Raw genomic sequence first — 18,435 nt, 5'->3', positions numbered from 1 at the left:
CTTATCGCGGGCAAGCCTTGCTCCCACAGAGCAGTACCAGAATGCCTGAGGACCAAGGCATGCCCCTGCCTGTGGGAGCAAGGCTTGCCCGCGATAGCAATATGGCTACCCCTGCAAAAATGCCCGATGCAACTCATCCAGGGTCTGAAAGTGATACGCCGGGCCCTCGGCATTCAGCTCCTCATAACTGCCAAACCCATAGCCCACCGCCGCGGCATCCAGCCCATTGCTACGAGCGCCAATCAAATCGTGTTTGCGGTCGCCAATCATCAAGGTATTCGCCGGGTCGAGCCCTTCTTCAGCCATCAGGTGAGCAATCAACTCAACTTTGTCGGTGCGCGTACCGTCCAGCTCACTGCCATAGATCACTTTGAAGTGCCGGGCGAAGTCAAAGTGGCGGGCGATTTCGCGGGCGAAGACCCAGGGTTTGGAGGTGGCGATGTACAACTGCCGGCCCTGCTCGCCCAGGGTTTCCAGCAGGGGCATCACACCGTCGAAGACGCGGTTTTCGTACAACCCGGTGACTTTGAAGCGTTCGCGATAGAAATTCACCGCCTCCCAGGCTTTCGCCTCATCGAAGTCATAAAACTGCATGAAGGCCTGCAACAGTGGCGGGCCGATAAAGTGCTCGAGACGGGTCAGGTCGGGTTCGTCGATGCCCAGTTGGCTCAGGGCGAACTGGATCGAACGGGTGATGCCCTCGCGGGGGTCGGTGAGGGTGCCGTCGAGGTCGAAGAGTACGGTCTGGTAATGCATGCAAATTCCTGGGTAAGGGCGGGACGATTCAGAGCCGGTCGTAGCCTTCGGCCAGATGCAGGTCCTTGAGCTTCACGTAGTTCGCCGCGCTGTAGGTGAAAAAGGCGCGTTCCTTGTCGGTCAGCGGCCGGGCCTGTTTTACCGGGCTGCCTACATACAGGAAGCCGCTCTCCAGGCGTTTGCCCGGCGGTACAAGGCTGCCGGCGCCGATGATTACGTCATCTTCCACGACTGCGCCGTCCATGACGATGCTGCCCATGCCGATCAGGACCCGGCTGCCCACCGAGCAGCCATGGAGCATGACCTTGTGGGCAATGGTCACGTCATCGCCGATCAGCAGCGGGAAGCCATCGGGATTGAAGGGGCCGGCGTGGGTGATGTGCAGCACGCAGCCATCCTGGACGCTGGTACGGGCACCGATACGGATGCGGTGCATGTCGCCGCGAATGACCGTCAGCGGCCAGACGGAGCTGTCTTCGCCGATTTCAACGTCGCCGATCACCACCGCGGTGCTGTCGACAAAAGCGCCGCGGGCAAGCCGTGGGCTGTGATTCTGGTACGTGCGAAGGGTCACGATAGGCTCTCTCTTATCCGGTGATAGGCGCTGCTAGCTGCGGTGAACGTCGATTGTAATTAAGATGGGTCCATGTTTCTTCCAGCCAAGGTGTCAACCGTGAGCGTGAACAACCCTCTTTTGCAATCCTACGACCTGCCGCCGTTCTCGGCGATCCGTGCCGAGCACGTGCAACCGGCCATCGAGCAGATCCTGGCTGACAACCGTGCCGCCATTGCCCAGATCCTCAAGACCCAGGGCACTCAACCTACCTGGGCCGGCCTGGTGCTGGCGATGGACGAGCTCAATGATCGCCTGGGCGCGGCCTGGAGCCCGGTGAGCCATTTGAACGCCGTGCGTAACAGCCCCGAACTGCGCGAAGCCTACGAGGCCTGCCTGCCGGCGCTGAGTGCTTACTCCACGGAGCTGGGCCAGAACCGCGAGCTGTTCCAGGCCTTCGAAGCCTTGGCGAGCAGCCCCGAAGCCGCCGGTTTCGACGTGGCGCAGAAAACCATCCTGGAACATTCCCTGCGGGACTTCCGTCTGTCGGGTATCGATCTGCCGCCCGAGCAGCAGCAACGCTATGCCGAAGTGCAAAGCAAACTGTCGGAACTGGGCAGCCGCTTCTCCAACCAATTGCTGGACGCGACCCAGGCCTGGACCAAACACATCACCTCTGAGGCCGCCCTCGCCGGCCTGACCGACTCGGCCAAGGCGCAAATGGCCGCGGCCGCCCAGGCCAAAGAGCTGGACGGTTGGCTGATCAACCTGGAATTCCCCAGCTATTACGCGGTGATGACCTACGCCGAAGACCGCGCCCTGCGTGAAGAAGTCTATGCCGCGTACTGCACACGCGCGTCAGACCAAGGCCCCAACGCCGGTCAGAACGATAACACTCCGGTGATGGAAGAAATCCTCGACCTGCGCCAGGAATTGGCCCAACTGCTGGGCTTCGCCAACTTCGCCGAGTTGAGCCTGGCGACCAAAATGGCCGAATCCAGCGATCAGGTGCTCAGTTTCCTGCGCGACCTGGCCAAGCGCAGCAAACCATTCGCCGCCCTGGATCTGGAACAGCTGAAGGCGTTCGCCGCCGAACAGGGCTGCCCCGACCTGCAAAGCTGGGACAGCGGCTTCTACGGTGAAAAGCTGCGCCAGCAGCGTTACAGCGTGGCCCAGGAAGCCCTGCGCGCCTACTTCCCGATCGACAAGGTACTGAGCGGCCTGTTCGCCATCGTGCAGCGCCTCTACGGCATCGAGATCGCCGAGCTGAAAGGCTTCGACACCTGGCACCCGGACGTGCGCCTGTTCGAAATCAAGGAGAACGGTCAGCACGTTGGCCGCTTCTTCTTCGATCTCTACGCCCGCGCCAACAAGCGCGGCGGCGCCTGGATGGACGGCGCCCGCGACCGTCGGCGCACCTTCGATGGCGTGCTGCAAAGCCCGGTCGCCAACCTGGTGTGCAACTTCACCCCGGCCGACAGCGGCAAACCCGCGCTGCTGACCCACGACGAAGTCACCACCCTGTTCCACGAGTTCGGCCATGGCCTGCACCACCTGCTGACCCGCGTCGAACATGCCGGCGTGTCCGGCATCAACGGCGTGGCCTGGGATGCCGTGGAGCTGCCGAGCCAGTTCATGGAAAACTGGTGCTGGGAGCCCGAAGGCCTCGCGCTGATTTCCGGTCACTATGAAACCGGCGAACCGCTGCCCCAGGACCTGCTGGAAAAAATGCTCGCGGCGAAAAACTTCCAGTCCGGCCTGATGATGGTCCGCCAACTGGAGTTCTCGCTGTTCGACTTCGAGCTGCACGCCACCCATGGCGATGGACGCAGCGTGCTGCAAGTGCTCGAAGGCGTGCGCGACGAAGTCTCGGTGATGCGTCCACCGGCCTACAACCGCTTCCCCAACAGCTTTGCCCACATCTTCGCCGGCGGTTATGCGGCGGGCTACTACAGCTATAAGTGGGCGGAAGTGTTGTCGGCCGATGCGTTCTCCAAGTTCGAAGAGGATGGCGTGCTCAACGCCGACACCGGTCGCGCCTTCCGTGAAGCGATCCTGGCCCGTGGCGGCTCCCAGGAGCCGATGGTGCTGTTCGTCGACTTCCGTGGCCGTGAGCCATCGATTGACGCACTCTTGCGCCACAGCGGCCTGACCGAGGACGCAGCAGCATGAGCGAGGGGCCTGTGATTACCAAAAGGCGCTTTATCGCCGGGGCAGTCTGCCCGGCGTGCAGCGAACCGGACAAGTTGATGATGTGGAACGAAGACGGCGTGCCGCACCGTGAGTGTGTGGCCTGCGGTTATTCCGACACGCTCAACGAACAAGGTCTGTCGGTGCCTAAGGAGTTGGGCACCCGGGTCAACACATCGGCGCTCAAAGTCCCGGACGCCAAGGTCCAGGCGGTACAGTTTTTCCCCAATCCCAAGTTGAAGAAAAAAACCGACTGAAATCTTCGGCATCACCTTCCGGGCCGCCCGGCCCGGAAGCGATACATATATACCGCAACGCGTCACGCCTTCCTCCTCAGACTGCTCACCCAGTCCAGACAGACAGGAAGGCTGCCATGCCCGACAATGACAATCCGCTGTTGCAGGCCTATGACCTGCCCCCCTTTGCGCAGATCCAAGCCAAACATTTTTCACCGGCCCTCGACCGGATCCTTGCCGAGAGCCGCGATCAAGTGGCCGACATCATCAAGACTCAGACTCCTTTCCCCACCTGGGACGACCTGGTGTTGGCCATGGACGAGATTCACGCCCGCTTGAAGGGTTTCGACGACCTGCTGGATCTGCTGGCGTCCACCCGGCCGGGAGACGACTGGGCCCAGGCTTCGCTCGACTGCAGCGAACGGGTGCACGATTTCCAGAGCGCGCTGAGACACAATCGCCAATTGTTCCAACTCTATGAGCGCTTGGCCAACAGCGAGATTGCCAGGCACTTCGAACCGCCTCGTAAAAGAGTTCTGGAGAAGGCCCTGCGCCAGTTTCGCCAGCACGGGTTGGCCCATACCGCACCGTCAGACTTGAAAGCCCTGCAGCAACGCATTCAACAGGGCCGGGAATTGTTCCTCGATCAGTTGCACAAGGCCAACAAGGCCTGGAGCAAAGCGTTCGACGATGAGGCTCAGTTGAGCGGCCTGGCGCCGCAATTCAAACAACAGCTGGCCAAACAGGCCCGCGAGGCCGGGCGCACGGGATGGCTGCTGACCCTCAGTGATGCATCGTTTGGCATCGTCACCAGCTACGCGGACAATCGTCTTTTGCGCAAAGAGGTGTACCTGGCCTACAGCACACGCGCCTCGGACCAAGGCCCCGACGCTGGCCGGTTTGATAACAGCGAGGTGCTCAGACGCTTGCTGGAAGATCGTCGTCGGTATGCGACGTTACTGGGTTATTCGAATTTCGCTCAAATGGTGATCGAGCCTGAGCAAGCCGAGTCTCCCGAACAGGTGATGGGGTTCTTGCGCGATCAGCTTGAACAGCAACAAGGCCTCTTTGCCCGTGACGCTGAACAGCTCAGGGCATTTGCCCGGAAGCAAGGTTTCACCGAGCTTCAACCTTGGGATTACCCATATCTGGTAGAAAAACTTCGTCAGCATACGGCCGGCATCTCGAAGCTGGCCCTCAGCGCCTGGTTCGAGCTGGAGTCCACCTTTTCACAGCTATTGCTGATCGCCAAGGATCTGTTTGGGGTGGACATTCTCGAACGCGCTGACGCGGCCACCTGGCATCCGGACGTGCGTCTTTTCGAAGTCCGCGAGTGGGACCAGACCATCGGCTACATCTATTTCGATCCGTTCGAGGATGCGAACAGAGACGGTTACCCGAACACCACCACCCTGCGAAACCGCCGCATCACGGCCGAGGGCCGGCCCCGACATCCCATCGCCGTGTTGCACGGCTGGCTGGCGCGCAGTTCAGATGCATCGCCGGTCTTGCTCGACCATCTGCAACTGCGAATTCTCTTTCATGAGTTCGGCCATTGCTTGCACCATGTGTTGACCCGCGCCGAGTATCGCGACGTATCGGGCATCACCGAGCTCTCCCGGGACACCTCGGAATTTGCCGGGGTGCTACTGGAACAATGGTGCTTTACCCGGCAATGCCTGGTCCGTCTGTCAAAGCATTACCGGACCGGCGCGGCCATGCCCGATGCCATCGCCGATCAGTTGCTGACCTTCGCCAACACTCAAGCCAGCTGGGAAACCGCCTCGCTGCTGCGCAACGCGCTGTTTGACATGGAACTGCACCTGACCCACGGCGATGGGCGCACGGCTCAGCAGGTATTCGATCAAGTCAGCGCCCAAGTCGGACATCTGCCCGTATGGGGGAGCGAACGCTGGCCCAATGGCCTGGATTACATGGTGACCGGTTATGCGGCGCGGATTTACGCCTATGCCTGGTCAAAAGCGTTGGCAATCACCGCGTTCCAAAGGTTTGAGCAGGAGGGGTTGTTCAACGGGACAACAGGCCGGGCGTTGCGTGAAACAATATTCGGCCCTGGCGATTCAAGACCTCTGGCCGAGTCCGTGGCAGCCTTTGCAGGGATGCCAGCCGTCAGGGTGAAGGGCGAATAACCTGTCGGTCGGGCTGACGAGTCGTGATGACGGAACCGACCCAGCTTTGCAGCGAGCAAAGAGCAAAAACGCTGGTACTGCAGTCGCCGTTGGCCAGCGCAACACGGAGCTTCTCAACATCGGCCCGCATCATGTAACGAACCCCGTCCTTGAAGTGCGGGTTGTTGCCGAAGCCGCCTTCAGTCATTTCGTTCAAGGCCTCCTCTTTGCTCCAGCCCTGTACGACCACCCTGTACATGGCCGCCACCAACCCGGTGCGGTCCGAACCATGCTTGCAGTGCATCAATACCGGGCCATCGGTTTCGGCAGCCTGAATGGCGCGCAAGGCAGCGAGGATGTCGCTGTCGTCCACATGATTGGTGCGATAAGGCAACTGCACTTGCTTGACGCCGGGTGTGGATAACCAACTCGCGTCCGAATCCGGCAGAAATGTGATGACTGTGCCGATGTTGAGCCTCGTCAGCAGAGGCAAGGCATCAGCGTCCGGCAAGGCGCTGCGGTAAAGCGCCGGCGACATTTGATAAAGGTTGTAGCGCTTTTCCACCGGCTGGGCCCATTCGGAAGACCTTGCCTCGCCCAGATCGGCCGCCAGGGCCTGGGACTCGGCAAAGACCAGGAACAAGGACAGGAGCAGCAGCGAGCGGGAATAGAGTTTGAACATGCGTGGACGACCGAAACGAAGAAGAACGAGACGGTCAGTTTCGGCACGAGCCGGTTAAAGGCCTGTGAGCAAGACGTCAACACGACGTGAACACGATCCATAGCGGTGGGCTGCTGAACGGCGCTGGCCTAATTGAATTCCAGCGAATACTGTATGCACATACAGCAACGGAGCCTTCCAATGTCCATCTCTCTTCCGCCCCGTGGCCGTGGCACCGCCACCAACCCGCACAACCGCTTCGCCCCGAGTCGCTCGGTGGTCGAAGATGATGGCTGGTATCAGGAAGTACCGCCGACCCAAGGCACCGAAGTGCGGATCGAAACGGCCAAAACCATCATCACCCGCAACACCTCGCCGGATCTGCCTTTCGACCGCTCCATCAATCCATACCGGGGCTGTGAACATGGCTGTATCTACTGCTATGCGCGGCCCAGCCACGCTTACTGGGACATGTCGCCCGGGCTGGATTTCGAAACCAGACTGATCGCCAAGACCAATGCCGCCGACGTACTGGAGGAACAGCTGTCCAGGCGTGGCTATCAATGCGCCCCAATCAACCTGGGCTCCAATACCGACCCTTACCAGCCGATCGAACGCGAACATCGCATTACGCGCCGGATTCTCGAAGTGCTGCTGCGCTACCGTCATCCGGTGACCATCGTCACCAAAGGCTCGCTGATTCTGCGCGACTTGGACCTGCTGACCGAGCTGGCGCAACAGCGCCTGGTAAAGGTCATGATCAGCCTCACCACCCTGGACGATGAACTCAAGCGCATCCTCGAACCGCGCGCGGCGGCGCCCAAGGCGCGATTACGGGCGATCAAGGTCATGCGCGAGGCGGGCATTCCCGTGGGGGTGCTGTGTTCGCCGATGATCCCGATGATCAACGACAGCGAGATTGAAAATCTGCTGGCCGAGGCCCATGCCGCCGGCGCGCAGAGTGCTTCCTACATCATGTTGCGTCTGCCATTGGAGGTCGCGCCGCTGTTTGAAGAATGGCTGCAGGCGCACTACCCGCAACGCGCGGCTCATGTACTGAGCCTGGTTCGCCAGAGCCGTGGCGGCGAACTGTATGACAGCCGCTTCGGTTCTCGGATGCGTGGCGAAGGCCCGTTCGCCGACCTGCTGGCGCAGCGTTTCGCCAAGGCGCTCAAGCGTCTGGGGCTTGAGCGCCGGGAAGGTTACAATCTCGATTGCGACGCCTTTTGTCCGCCGGGCCGACAGATGTCTTTGATTTGATTAAAGTTGAACGTGGGGCATGGGCAGGCATGAGCGTCGCTTGCTTCCCGGCCACACCTGTAATCGTTGTTCTAGAGCCTTTGATTCAGTTTGAGTTAAGTTTCGGTCGCTACCTTGTTCATCGAGTGACTGACAAGTCGAACATTTCGACCTGGATGTTTTTTAACCAGCCACTGGCGCTATACCGTCAAAGAGGATGAATCATGAGTGACAAGGATAAACAGCCGTTGGCTGCGTCGGCTTCAGCCCAACCCGAGGCGGAAACCGCCGATGCAGCGCTGCAGCATATTGTTGACGGCTTTTTGCATTTCCATCACGAAATCTTTCCCCAGCAGGAAGAGCTCTTCAAGAAACTCGCCACGGCGCAAGCGCCCAGGGCGATGTTCATCACCTGCGCCGATTCGCGCATCGTGCCCGAGCTGATTACCCATAGCTCCCCAGGCGACCTGTTCGTGACCCGCAACGTCGGCAACGTCGTTCCGCCGTACGGGCAGATGAACGGCGGCGTCTCCACCGCCATCGAATACGCTGTGCTGGCCCTCGGTGTGCAGCACATCATCGTCTGCGGTCACTCCGACTGCGGCGCCATGCGTGCGGTGTTGAATCCCGACACTCTGGAAAAAATGCCCACGGTCAAAGCCTGGTTGCGCCACGCCGAAGTGGCCAAGACCATGGTTCATGACAACTGCCCGTGCGGCGACGAAAAACAGATCATGCCCATCCTCACCGAAGAGAACGTGATCGCGCAGCTGCAGCATTTGCGAACGCATCCCTCGGTCGCCTCTCGCATGGCCAACGGCCAATTGTTCATCCATGGTTGGGTGTACAACATCGAGACCAGCGAGATCAAAGCCTACGACGCGGACCAGGGCTGTTTCCTGCCGCTCGATGGCAGCCATCCGATACCGGTGGCGACGCCTAAAGCGCGCTTCTAACCACTCCTAAACATCCTTGCGTGGTACAAGCCCAGCCTGCCATTTGAGCGGTCGGGCCTTGCCATGCCTGAAGAAAACTTCGGGAGAGTCGCCATGCGTGCTGCTCAATTAAAAGCTGTTCTGCCACGGGAGCTGTTGGCTTCCGTGGTGGTGTTTCTGGTGGCGCTGCCCTTGTGCATGGGCATTGCCATCGCGTCCGGCCTGCCACCGGCCAAAGGTCTGATCACCGGCATCATCGGTGGTCTGGTGGTGGGTTTTCTGGCCGGCTCCAAGTTGCAAGTCAGCGGCCCGGCCGCCGGGTTGGCGGTACTGGTCTTCGAACTGGTGCGCCAGCACGGCGTCGCGATGCTCGGGCCGATTCTGCTGTTGGCCGGTCTTCTACAGTTACTGGCCGGGCGCTTTCGCCTGGGCTGCTGGTTCCGGGTAACCGCGCCCGCGGTGGTCTACGGCATGCTGGCGGGTATCGGTGTGCTGATCGTGTTGTCCCAGGTCCATGTGATGCTCGACGCGGTGCCTAAGCCGTCGGGGCTGGATAATCTGGCGGCGTTCCCTGCGGCAGTGGCCCAGGCGTTGCCGTCGTTCGGCTGGCAGGCGGGTCTGCTCGGTTTGTCGACGATTGCGGTGATGTGGCTGTGGGAAAAGTTTCGCCCTCACAGCTTGCGCTTTGTTCCCGGTGCCTTGCTCGGCGTGGGCCTGGCGACCATTGCCAGCCTGCTGCTGGCCTTGCAGGTCAAGCGCGTGGAAGTCCCGGAGAACCTTGCCGAAGCCATTGATTGGCTGCGCCCGGCGGACCTGCTGAACCTGGCCGACCCCACGTTGCTGATCGCCGCCTTCGCTGTCGCTTTCATCGCCAGTGCCGAAACGCTGCTCTCGGCCGCTGCCGTGGACCGCATGCACAGCGGCGAACGCGCAGACTTCGACCGGGAACTGTCCGCCCAGGGCATCGGTAACATGCTCTGCGGTCTGCTCGGCGCCCTGCCGATGACCGGCGTGATCGTGCGCAGTTCGGCCAACGTCCAGGCCGGGGCCACCACGCGGATGTCGACGATTTTCCATGGCCTGTGGCTGTTGCTCTTCGTGCTTCTGCTGTCCAGCGTGCTACAGAGCATTCCGGTGGCGAGCCTGGCGGGTGTGTTGGTGTACACCGGTTTCAAACTGGTGGATCTCAAGGCGTTTCGCGGGCTGGGACGGTATGGCCGGATGCCGATGTTCACCTATGCCGCGACGGCGCTGGCGATCATCTTCACCGACCTGCTGACCGGCGTATTGATCGGTTTCGGCCTGACCCTGGCAAAACTGGCCTGGAAAGCTTCCCGACTGAAAATCAGCCTGATCGATCTGCCCCAGGAGGGTGAGATGGAATTGCGACTGGTGGGGGCGGCAACCTTCCTGAAGGTTCCGGCGCTGACCCAGGTGCTGGGCACCATTCCGACAGGCGCGACGGTGCATGTGCCGCTCAATAACCTGAGCTACATCGACCATTCGTGCCTGGAGCTTTTGGAAGAATGGGGCCGGGCGAATGCCAGCAAGGGTTCGAAGCTGTTGATCGAATCCCGTGGGCTCAAGCGCAGGCTGGAAGGGCGCTTGCGCACCACGGTGGGGGTGGGCGCAGCAGCTACCTGACACCTTGAGCAAAATGTGGGAGCGAGCCTGCTCGCGATAGCGGTGAATCAGTCGACATTAATGTTGCAGGTTCAACCGCTATCGCGAGCAGGCTCGCTCCCACAGGGATCTGTGGTGGACACAATTTCTGTGAACACCCACAAGGGGATGAGTGTTTCAGCCAGATCAAGCCGCCGGCTGATCCAGCTCCAGCCCTACTCCCAACTGCCGCGACAGGCACGGCCAGCGTTTCCAGGCAGCGCCCGTGTCCGGGTTGCTGAGTTTTTCCCGGTAAGACTCCACCGACTCCAGCGCAAAGCTGTCTTCGTCGAGCATTTCATCGACCGCGTGATGCACCGCTTCATCCAGTTGATTGGCAAAGGGTTCGCCGATCAAATGGTGAGCGATCAGGTTGGCCACCGTCATATCCAACGGAATCAGCGGCTGGCCGAAGTGCTTGATGTACAGGTCGTTGACCTCTTCCACCAGCCGATGGGCCAGGTAGGCTTCGTCCAGCAGGCTGTCCAGGCCAACGTGACCCTCCATGACCTTGGGTGGCTGGAGGAAAAACTGCTCGGCGATTTTCAGCACCGATTTGATCTGCGATTCGATGCCGGCTTCGCGGGCCACCTCGTTGGCTGCGTCCAGCAGGTCGGGCACTTGCTCGATATACGCGGTGACAAAGCGGGTCATCACGCCCTTGGCGTCGATGTCCGGCAGTTGGATCGCGGCGTGCAGGTTCGGCAGCTGGGCTTCCAGCTGACGCGTCAGTTGGCCGGTCTCGGCCTCATGTTGTTGGGCTTTTTGGATCTGCTCGCGCAATGCGGCGGTGTTCATGACAACTCCAGGGAACAAGGCAATGAAATAAGGAAGACATAACTTAGCTGGCGCAAAAACACTCCTAAGACCTATTTTTCATAAACCTACTCATCCTTGATACGTCGCAGTTATATCGGTTTGCCATCACTCAGGTTCGCATCCTTCTCCATTCGTGGGCTCTAGCGCAAGCCCTGCCTGTTTCAAACGATTTACGCCATCGCGTTGCGAGGTTGCAGTCGCTGTCTATACTCGGTTTGGAATGGAGTTAGCTGATGACACCCGATTGCATGTGCAGCAAGGCGCGGCGAGTCAAGTTGGTAGTCTGAAGTAGCCGATCCCTTGCCGCTGGCGTTACGCCGACGGGATAACAAGAACGATAAGGGGAACCCGCAATGACGCGACATCCACACGTATGGATGGGCCTCCTGTTGTGGTCGATTTTCAGCCAGGCGCAAGCGGCCTGGACTGTGAATATGGCGCCTGGAGCGACACAGATCAGCAATGCAGTGTTCGACCTGCACATGACCATCTTCTGGATCTGTGTAGTGATCGGCATCATCGTCTTCGGCGCCATGTTCTGGTCGATGATGATGCACCGCCGCTCAACCGGCCAGAACGCGGCCAATTTCCACGAAAACACCCGCGTCGAAATCCTCTGGACCATCGTGCCTTTCCTGATCCTGGTTGCCATGGCGGTTCCCGCCACCGCGACCCTGATCAAGATGTACGACTCCAGCGAGTCGGACATCGATATCCAGGTCACCGGCTATCAGTGGAAGTGGCACTACAAGTACCTGGGGCAGGACGTCGAGTTCTTCAGCAACCTGGCCACCCCCGCCGAACAAATCAATAACCAGAGCGCCAAGGGCGAACATTACCTGCTGGAAGTCGACAAGCCGCTGGTGCTGCCGGTCGATGCCAAGGTGCGCTTTCTGGTCACCTCCGCCGACGTGATCCACTCCTGGTGGGTGCCAGCGTTCGCGGTCAAACGCGATGCGATTCCCGGCTTCGTCAACGAAGCCTGGACCCGCGTCGACAAGCCCGGCCTGTATCGCGGCCAATGCGCCGAACTGTGCGGCAAGGACCACGGGTTCATGCCCATCGTTGTCGAGGTCAAGAGCAAGCCCGACTACGAAGCATGGCTGGCCGAGCGCAAGGCCGAAGCGGCGCAACTCAAAGAGCTGACCAGCAAGGAATGGACCCTGCAAGAGCTCATCGAACGTGGCGACAAGGTCTATCACACCACCTGCGTGGCCTGTCACCAGGCCGAAGGCCAGGGCCTGCCGCCGATGTTCCCGGCGCTCAAGGGCTCGAAAATCGCCACTGGCCCTGTGGCTGATCACCTGAACATTGTCTTCCACGGCAAACCGGGCACCTCCATGGCGGCGTTCGGCAAACAGTTGTCGGAAGTCGATATCGCGGCGGTCGTGACCTATGAACGTAACGCCTGGGGCAACAACAAGGGCGACATGGTTACGCCTAAACAAGTGCTGGAACTCAAACAGGCAGAAAGCCAATGAGCCGGCCTGACGTTTGTTCCCGCAACCGGTCGCAGCTCATCGCCGCGCGCCGCCCAGCCCACTCGTTCGAAGGAGACAGGACATGAGTGCTGTGATCGATGACCACGGTCATGCCGACCACGCCCACGGCCCCGCCAAAGGGCTGATGCGCTGGGTACTGACCACCAACCACAAGGATATCGGCACGCTGTACCTGTGGTTCGCCTTCTCCATGTTCCTGCTGGGCGGCTCGTTCGCCATGGTGATCCGTGCCGAGCTGTTCCAGCCCGGCCTGCAGATCGTGCAGCCGGAGTTCTTCAATCAGATGACCACCATGCATGGCCTGGTGATGGTCTTCGGCGCGGTGATGCCGGCCTTCGTCGGTCTGGCCAACTGGATGATCCCGCTGATGATCGGGGCGCCGGACATGGCCCTGCCACGGATGAACAACTTCAGTTTCTGGTTGTTGCCGGCGGCGTTCCTGATGCTGGTGTCGACCCTGTTCACCCCTGGCGGCGGGCCGAACTTCGGCTGGACCTTCTACGCGCCGCTGTCCACCACCTATGCGCCGGAAAGCGTGACGTTCTTTATCTTTGCCATCCACCTGATGGGCATCAGCTCGATCATGGGCGCGATCAACGTGGTCGCCACCATCCTCAACCTGCGCGCCCCCGGCATGACCCTGATGAAGATGCCGCTGTTCGTCTGGACCTGGCTGATCACCGCGTTCCTGCTGATCGCGGTGATGCCGGTGCTGGCCGGCTGCGTGACGATGATGCTGATGGACATCCACTTCGGCACCAGCTTCTTCAGTGCTGCCGGCGGCGGTGACCCGGTGCTGTTCCAGCACGTGTTCTGGTTCTTCGGCCATCCCGAGGTGTACATCATGATCCTGCCGGCCTTCGGTGCCGTCAGCTCGATCATCCCGGCCTTCTCGCGCAAACCGTTGTTTGGCTACACCTCCATGGTCTACGCCACGGCCGCCATTGCGTTCCTGTCGTTCATCGTCTGGGCGCACCACATGTTCGTGGTGGGCATTCCGCTGGTGGGCGAGCTGTTCTTCATGTACGCCACCCTGCTGATCGCCGTGCCCACCGGGGTGAAGGTGTTCAACTGGGCCAGCACTATGTGGCAAGGCTCGCTGACCTTCGAGACGCCGATGCTGTTTGCCGTGGCGTTCGTGATCCTGTTTTCCATCGGCGGCTTCTCCGGACTGATGCTGGCCATCGCCCCGGCGGACTTCCAGTACCAGGACACCTACTTCGTGGTCGCGCACTTCCACTATGTGCTGGTGCCCGGCGCGATCTTCGGGATCTTCGCCTCGGCCTACTACTGGCTGCCGAAATGGACCGGCCACATGTACGACGAAACCCTCGGCAAGCTGCACTTCTGGCTGTCGTTCGTCGGCATGAACCTGGCGTTCTTCCCGATGCACTTCGTAGGCCTGGCGGGCATGCCCCGGCGGATCCCGGACTACAACCTGCAGTTCGCCGACTTCAACATGGTCTCGTCCATCGGCGCGTTCATGTTCGGCACCACGCAGTTGTTCTTCCTGTTCATCGTGATCAAGACCATCCGTGGCGGCGAACCGGCACCGGCCAAACCGTGGGATGGGGCTGAGGGGTTGGAGTGGAGCGTGCCGTCTCCGGCGCCGTATCACACCTTCACTACGCCGCCGGAAGTGAAATAGATGACACCGGGGCCTTATGTGGGAGCGAACTTGCTCGCGATAGCGGTGTATCTGACACACCGAGTCGCCGCCATCGCGAGCAAGCTCGCTCCCACAGGGTTCTCGGTAGGGACTGGAAATCATGGCTGACTCGATTTCGCTGAAGAAACTGGTCACGCGCTTGCTAGTGGTAGTAGTGGCCATGTTTGCCTTCGGGTTTGCCCTGGTGCCGATCTACGACGTGATGTGCCGGGTATTCGGCATCAACGGCAAAACCGCAGGGCAGTACGAAGGTGAACAAATCGTCGATCAATCGCGCCAGGTTCGCGTGCAGTTCCTGTCGACCAACTCCGTGGACATGGTCTGGGATTTCTATCCTAAAGCCGACCAATTGGTGGTTCAGCCCGGGGCCGTGAACGAGATGGTGTTCATTGCCCACAACCCCACCGATCGGCCGATGAGCGCCCAGGCGGTTCCCAGCATCGCGCCGAGCAACGCGGCGGCCTATTTCCACAAGACCGAATGCTTTTGTTTTACCCAGCAAGTGCTGCAACCCGGCGAACGTATCGAAATGCCCATGCGCTTCATCGTTGACCGGGACATGCCCAAGGAAGTGAAGCACCTGACGCTGTCCTACACGCTGTTCGATATCACCGCTCGTCATCCACCGGTGGCTGTAAACACTGACCGATAGCGTGCCCGATAAGGAGAACAATAAATGGCAACTCACGAACACTATTACGTTCCGGCCCAGAGTAAATGGCCGATCATCGCCACCGTCGGGATGTTCGTCACGGTGTACGGCCTGGCGACCTGGTTCAACGACCTGAAGGCTGACCGGCCCGACTCCAACGGCCCGCTGATCTTTTTTGTCGGCGGCCTGTTGCTGGCCTACATGCTGTTCGGCTGGTTCGGCGCGGTCATCAAGGAAAGCCGCGCCGGGCTCTACAGTGCGCAGCTCGACCGCTCGTTTCGCTGGGGCATGAGCTGGTTCATCTTCTCTGAAGTGATGTTTTTCATCGCCTTCTTCGGCGCGCTGTTCTATGTGCGCATGATCTCGGCGCCGGGCCTGGCCGGTGAAGGCAGCAAGGGCCTGTCGGAGATGCTTTGGCCGAACTTCGAATACGTCTGGCCGTTGCTGAACAACCCCGACCCCAAGCTCTTCCCACCGCCCAAGGATGTGATCAGCCCTTGGGGCTTGCCACTGCTCAACACCATCCTGCTGGTCAGTTCCAGCGTCACCGTGACCATCGCCCACCATGCCCTGAAAAAAGGCCATCGCGGGGCGCTGAAAATCTGGCTGGCTATCACCGTGCTGCTAGGTTGCGCCTTCCTGGGCTTCCAGGCCGAGGAATACATCCACGCCTATAAAGAGCTGGGCCTGACGCTGGGCTCGGGAATCTATGGCGCAACGTTCTTCATGCTCACCGGTTTCCACGGCGCTCACGTCACCATCGGCACGATCATTTTGTTCGTAATGCTGATGCGCATCATGCGCGGGCATTTCGACAACGAGCATCAGTTCGGCTTCGAGGCCGCGAGCTGGTACTGGCACTTCGTCGATGTGGTGTGGATCGGCTTGTTCTTCTTCGTCTACATCCTCTGAGGCAGCCGTTACCAAGGCGGCTCTTTACCAAGGAGCATGCGACACCAACTGGCCGCTGAAAAAACCCCAGGCAATCAAGCCGACGGTGGCGGCGGCCAGACTGACCCGAATCGCCAGGGCGATGACCAGGCGATTGGAACTGCTGTCGTCCTTGACCAGAAAAAACAGGCCGCTGAACAGGCTCGCAATCGTGGCAATCAGCATCAGGACGATGGCTGCTTTTAGCATTAGGGACACTCCGGGGGGACGCGATGCACGTGAGTATAGCTATCTCGTTCGACAGCTTTGGAACGGCGCCATGAAAGGCTTCCGGCCAGGCATCGTGCCGTCACTGGTGGTAGCCGTGCTGTTGCCGGTGATGGTGTGCCTGGGGTTCTGGCAATTGAGCCGGGGCGAACAAAAGCGCGTGCTCATGGACAGTTACGCCGAACGCCGCGTGGCGCAGCCGATGGCAAGCGTGGAGTTGCAACACACGGCCGACCCGGCCTTTCGACCGGTCAGCTTGCGGGGCCAGTTCGACGCCGAACACAGCATCCTGCTGGATAACCGCCAGCACGACGGCAAGGTCGGCGTGGAGTTGCTACAACCCTTTCTCGACCAGGCGACCGGCCTCTGGCTGCTGGTCAATCGTGGCTGGTTGCCCTGGCCTGACCGGCGCACTCCGCCGGCCTTCAGCACCCCCGAACAAGCGGTGAACCTTCAAGCCTGGGTCTACGTTGCTCCGGGCACCACGTTCCAGCTCCACGCCGACCCAGCCGACGCCCCGTGGCCGCGACTGGTGACCGCGGTCGAGCCGGACAAGCTCTGGGCCGAACTGGGCCGCAACGGTTTCGCCTACCAATTACGCCAGCAAAGTGGCCCCGGCGCCTATCGGACCGATTGGCCGGTAGTGGCCATGGGGCCGGAAAAACACCTCGGCTATGCCGTGCAGTGGTTCGCCATGGCGGCGGCGCTGTTCGGCCTCTTTCTTTATCTCGGATGGCATAACGCAGGGAGACAGCATGGGAACCACCATGAATCCAACCAACACGTCTGAGGCACCTACGGCGCGCAACCGTCGCAAGGGGCGCCTACAACTGCTGCTGATCGTGCTCGGGGTGATCGGCCCGATGATCCTGGCCACCGGCATGTACAAATTCCAGTTCTGGGTCCCGGAAAGCCGCAGCTACCACGGCGAACTGATCGGCAACGGCCAGACCCGCGCCGAGATCGGCGTACAAGCCGATGAGCAGCGCTGGCAGATCCTGGTCACGGCGCCGCAGGAATGTTCGGCTGATTGCCGGCAACTGGTCTACCTGGCCCGTCAGGTGCAGATCGGCCTGGGTCGCGACGCCTCCCGCGCCAGCCATGCCCTGGCCATCGCCCAGCCGCTGGACGCGCAATACGACGCCCAACTGCAACGCGAATACCCCCAACTGCAACGCTACCCGCTGGACCTGCCGGCCTATCAGAAAGGCGCCCAAGGCAGCGGCGAAGCGCAGCTGTGGATCATCGATCCCCATAGCAACCTGGTGCTGCGCTATGACGCCCGGGTCAAGGGCAAGGCACTGCTCAACGACCTGCGACATCTGTTGAAACTGTCGAACATCGGATGAGGGCAACGACATGGCCAAACCTGGATTTCGCCTCGCGCTGTTTGCCACGTTGCTGGCACTGATCGTCGTACTGCTGGGCGCCTACACCCGGCTCACCCACGCCGGCCTCGGCTGCCCGGACTGGCCCGGTTGCTACGGCTTCATCAGCGTACCCAAGAGCGAAGCCCAGCTGGCACATGCCGAACTGCACTTTCCCGACGCCCCGGTGGAAGCCCACAAGGGCTGGAACGAGATGGTCCATCGCTACTTCGCCGGCCTGCTGGGGCTGATGATTACCGTGCTGGCTGCCCGGGCCTGGATGAACCGGCGTCACCCAGGCCTGCCCTTGAAGCTGCCGCTGTTTCTGCTGGCGGTGGTCTTTGCCCAGGCGGCATTCGGCATGTGGACCGTGACCCTCAAACTGTGGCCGCAAGTGGTGACCGGGCATTTGCTGGGCGGGTTCGCGACCCTCAGCCTGCTGTTTCTGCTCACGTTGAGATTGTCTGGTGTGTTGCCGGCGCTGACCGTGCCCAAGCGTCTGCAACATTGGGCCACCGCCGGGTTACTGCTGGTGATCGGCCAGATCGCCCTCGGCGGTTGGGTCAGCTCCAATTACGCCGCCGTAGCCTGCGTTGATTTCCCGACCTGCCACGGCCAATGGCTGCCACCGGCGGATTTTGCCAACGGCTTTCATCTGACCCAGCACATCGGCCCGAACTATCTCGGTGGCCAACTCGACAGCGATGCGCGCACCGCCATTCACTTGACCCACCGTATCGGCGCGTTGCTGGTGACGGTGGTGCTGCTGGGGCTGGCCTGGCAGTTGAAGACCGTCGGCATGACACGCCTGGCGGGGCTGGTGTTGGTGGCCCTGGCGGCCCAGATCACCCTGGGCATCAGCAACGTGCTGTTCCACCTGCCGCTGCCGGTCGCCGTGGCCCACAAC

At 60.8% G+C, this 18,435-nt stretch carries 18 protein-coding genes; 13 read left to right on the top strand and 5 right to left on the bottom strand.

Translation table 11 applies throughout. The features are described 5' to 3' along the window. Nucleotides 1-105: 105 nt before the first annotated feature. Entirely contained in the window at nucleotides 106-756 is a 651-nt protein-coding gene (locus GSM73_RS02745; RefSeq protein WP_047230063.1) for an HAD family hydrolase, read from the bottom strand. A gap of 28 nt (nucleotides 757-784) precedes the next feature. Beyond that, the gene (locus GSM73_RS02740) at nucleotides 785-1,330 is read right to left on the bottom strand and encodes a gamma carbonic anhydrase family protein (protein ID WP_139048747.1); all 546 of its coding nucleotides are present in this window, start codon (nucleotides 1,328-1,330) and stop codon (nucleotides 785-787) included. Between the two features lie 99 nt (nucleotides 1,331-1,429). On the opposite strand from GSM73_RS02740, the gene prlC reads away from it, so the two are divergent. The 3 genes from prlC to GSM73_RS02725 all read left to right on the top strand — a co-directional run bounded on the left by prlC (nucleotide 1,430) and on the right by GSM73_RS02725 (nucleotide 5,885). Further along, nucleotides 1,430-3,481, top strand: a complete 2,052-nt coding sequence (prlC, locus tag GSM73_RS02735) for an oligopeptidase A (RefSeq protein WP_160891494.1) — start codon at nucleotides 1,430-1,432, stop codon at nucleotides 3,479-3,481. Further along, a complete protein-coding gene (locus tag GSM73_RS02730; RefSeq protein ID WP_047230061.1) occupies nucleotides 3,478-3,756 on the top strand; it encodes a YheV family putative zinc ribbon protein in 279 nt (92 codons plus the stop codon). Before prlC ends, GSM73_RS02730 begins: the two co-directional genes overlap by 4 nt. A 116-nt stretch (nucleotides 3,757-3,872) precedes the next feature. Further along, entirely contained in the window at nucleotides 3,873-5,885 is a 2,013-nt protein-coding gene (locus tag GSM73_RS02725) for a M3 family metallopeptidase (protein ID WP_160891492.1), read from the top strand. On the opposite strand, the gene GSM73_RS02720 is transcribed toward GSM73_RS02725, so the two are convergent. After that, nucleotides 5,866-6,546 carry a tyrosine-protein phosphatase gene (locus GSM73_RS02720; protein ID WP_047230059.1) on the bottom strand — a complete coding sequence of 227 codons (681 nt, stop codon included), beginning with the start codon at nucleotides 6,544-6,546 and terminating at the stop codon, nucleotides 5,866-5,868. The genes GSM73_RS02725 and GSM73_RS02720 overlap by 20 nt on opposite strands. 180 nt (nucleotides 6,547-6,726) lie before the next feature. Between GSM73_RS02720 and GSM73_RS02715 the strand changes: the two genes are divergently transcribed. From GSM73_RS02715 to GSM73_RS02705, 3 genes are all read left to right on the top strand, one after another. After that, the gene (locus GSM73_RS02715; RefSeq protein ID WP_160891490.1) at nucleotides 6,727-7,785 is read left to right on the top strand and encodes a PA0069 family radical SAM protein; all 1,059 of its coding nucleotides are present in this window, start codon (nucleotides 6,727-6,729) and stop codon (nucleotides 7,783-7,785) included. 203 nt (nucleotides 7,786-7,988) lie between these two features. After that, nucleotides 7,989-8,720, top strand: coding sequence for a carbonic anhydrase (locus GSM73_RS02710; protein ID WP_047230057.1), 732 nt, complete (start codon nucleotides 7,989-7,991; stop codon nucleotides 8,718-8,720). Nucleotides 8,721-8,813: 93 nt separating this feature from the next. Next, complete coding sequence (locus tag GSM73_RS02705; RefSeq protein ID WP_047230056.1) at nucleotides 8,814-10,343, top strand: SulP family inorganic anion transporter; 1,530 nt, start codon at nucleotides 8,814-8,816, stop codon at nucleotides 10,341-10,343. 165 nt (nucleotides 10,344-10,508) lie between these two features. Here GSM73_RS02705 and GSM73_RS02700 read toward each other — a convergent pair whose 3' ends face one another. Beyond that, complete coding sequence (locus GSM73_RS02700) at nucleotides 10,509-11,159, bottom strand: hypothetical protein (protein ID WP_160891488.1); 651 nt, start codon at nucleotides 11,157-11,159, stop codon at nucleotides 10,509-10,511. A gap of 374 nt (nucleotides 11,160-11,533) precedes the next feature. On the opposite strand from GSM73_RS02700, the gene coxB reads away from it, so the two are divergent. The 4 genes from coxB to GSM73_RS02680 all read left to right on the top strand — a co-directional run bounded on the left by coxB (nucleotide 11,534) and on the right by GSM73_RS02680 (nucleotide 15,915). Further along, nucleotides 11,534-12,661, top strand: coding sequence for a cytochrome c oxidase subunit II (gene coxB / locus GSM73_RS02695; protein WP_047230054.1), 1,128 nt, complete (start codon nucleotides 11,534-11,536; stop codon nucleotides 12,659-12,661). 82 nt (nucleotides 12,662-12,743) lie between these two features. Beyond that, on the top strand, nucleotides 12,744-14,330 hold the full coding sequence (gene ctaD, locus GSM73_RS02690) for a cytochrome c oxidase subunit I (protein WP_047230053.1): 1,587 nt from the start codon (nucleotides 12,744-12,746) through the stop codon (nucleotides 14,328-14,330). Between the two features lie 121 nt (nucleotides 14,331-14,451). Continuing rightward, complete coding sequence (locus GSM73_RS02685; protein WP_047230052.1) at nucleotides 14,452-15,003, top strand: cytochrome c oxidase assembly protein; 552 nt, start codon at nucleotides 14,452-14,454, stop codon at nucleotides 15,001-15,003. Between the two features lie 24 nt (nucleotides 15,004-15,027). Beyond that, a complete protein-coding gene (locus GSM73_RS02680) occupies nucleotides 15,028-15,915 on the top strand; it encodes a cytochrome c oxidase subunit 3 (RefSeq protein ID WP_047230051.1) in 888 nt (295 codons plus the stop codon). Nucleotides 15,916-15,939: 24 nt separating this feature from the next. Here the strand turns inward: GSM73_RS02680 and GSM73_RS02675 are convergent, their stop codons facing one another. After that, the gene (locus GSM73_RS02675; protein WP_014335867.1) at nucleotides 15,940-16,143 is read right to left on the bottom strand and encodes a twin transmembrane helix small protein; all 204 of its coding nucleotides are present in this window, start codon (nucleotides 16,141-16,143) and stop codon (nucleotides 15,940-15,942) included. 70 nt (nucleotides 16,144-16,213) lie between these two features. Between GSM73_RS02675 and GSM73_RS02670 the strand changes: the two genes are divergently transcribed. The 3 genes from GSM73_RS02670 to GSM73_RS02660 all read left to right on the top strand — a co-directional run. Next, nucleotides 16,214-16,951 carry an SURF1 family protein gene (locus GSM73_RS02670; RefSeq protein WP_047230050.1) on the top strand — a complete coding sequence of 246 codons (738 nt, stop codon included), beginning with the start codon at nucleotides 16,214-16,216 and terminating at the stop codon, nucleotides 16,949-16,951. Then, nucleotides 16,917-17,510 carry a hypothetical protein gene (locus GSM73_RS02665; protein WP_047230049.1) on the top strand — a complete coding sequence of 198 codons (594 nt, stop codon included), beginning with the start codon at nucleotides 16,917-16,919 and terminating at the stop codon, nucleotides 17,508-17,510. Before GSM73_RS02670 ends, GSM73_RS02665 begins: the two co-directional genes overlap by 35 nt. Before the next feature lie 10 nt (nucleotides 17,511-17,520). Beyond that, nucleotides 17,521-18,435 (top strand): heme A synthase (locus GSM73_RS02660; protein WP_160891508.1); only part of this gene is annotated, 915 nt, incomplete at its 3' end.

The sequence above is a fragment of the Pseudomonas sp. PICF6 genome (assembly GCF_009831705.1).
In the GTDB taxonomy this organism is placed as follows: Bacteria; Pseudomonadota; Gammaproteobacteria; order Pseudomonadales; family Pseudomonadaceae; genus Aquipseudomonas; species Aquipseudomonas rhizophila.
Note: the sequence above shows the minus strand (reverse complement) of the source record. Positions and strands in the feature narration are given on the sequence as shown.

What these genes read in the sequence shown, in the direction of transcription:
- GSM73_RS02745 (WP_047230063.1), bottom strand. Translation starts at nt 756, where the DNA reads ATGCATTACCAGACCGTACTCTTCGACCTCGACGGCACCCTCACCGAC.
- GSM73_RS02730 (WP_047230061.1), top strand. Translation starts at nt 3,478, where the DNA reads ATGAGCGAGGGGCCTGTGATTACCAAAAGGCGCTTTATCGCCGGGGCA.
- GSM73_RS02725 (WP_160891492.1), top strand. Translation starts at nt 3,873, where the DNA reads ATGCCCGACAATGACAATCCGCTGTTGCAGGCCTATGACCTGCCCCCC.
- GSM73_RS02720 (WP_047230059.1), bottom strand. Translation starts at nt 6,546, where the DNA reads ATGTTCAAACTCTATTCCCGCTCGCTGCTGCTCCTGTCCTTGTTCCTG.
- GSM73_RS02715 (WP_160891490.1), top strand. Translation starts at nt 6,727, where the DNA reads ATGTCCATCTCTCTTCCGCCCCGTGGCCGTGGCACCGCCACCAACCCG.
- GSM73_RS02710 (WP_047230057.1), top strand. Translation starts at nt 7,989, where the DNA reads ATGAGTGACAAGGATAAACAGCCGTTGGCTGCGTCGGCTTCAGCCCAA.
- GSM73_RS02705 (WP_047230056.1), top strand. Translation starts at nt 8,814, where the DNA reads ATGCGTGCTGCTCAATTAAAAGCTGTTCTGCCACGGGAGCTGTTGGCT.
- GSM73_RS02700 (WP_160891488.1), bottom strand. Translation starts at nt 11,159, where the DNA reads ATGAACACCGCCGCATTGCGCGAGCAGATCCAAAAAGCCCAACAACAT.
- coxB (WP_047230054.1), top strand. Translation starts at nt 11,534, where the DNA reads ATGACGCGACATCCACACGTATGGATGGGCCTCCTGTTGTGGTCGATT.
- ctaD (WP_047230053.1), top strand. Translation starts at nt 12,744, where the DNA reads ATGAGTGCTGTGATCGATGACCACGGTCATGCCGACCACGCCCACGGC.
- GSM73_RS02685 (WP_047230052.1), top strand. Translation starts at nt 14,452, where the DNA reads ATGGCTGACTCGATTTCGCTGAAGAAACTGGTCACGCGCTTGCTAGTG.
- GSM73_RS02680 (WP_047230051.1), top strand. Translation starts at nt 15,028, where the DNA reads ATGGCAACTCACGAACACTATTACGTTCCGGCCCAGAGTAAATGGCCG.
- GSM73_RS02675 (WP_014335867.1), bottom strand. Translation starts at nt 16,143, where the DNA reads ATGCTAAAAGCAGCCATCGTCCTGATGCTGATTGCCACGATTGCGAGC.
- GSM73_RS02670 (WP_047230050.1), top strand. Translation starts at nt 16,214, where the DNA reads ATGAAAGGCTTCCGGCCAGGCATCGTGCCGTCACTGGTGGTAGCCGTG.
- GSM73_RS02665 (WP_047230049.1), top strand. Translation starts at nt 16,917, where the DNA reads ATGGGAACCACCATGAATCCAACCAACACGTCTGAGGCACCTACGGCG.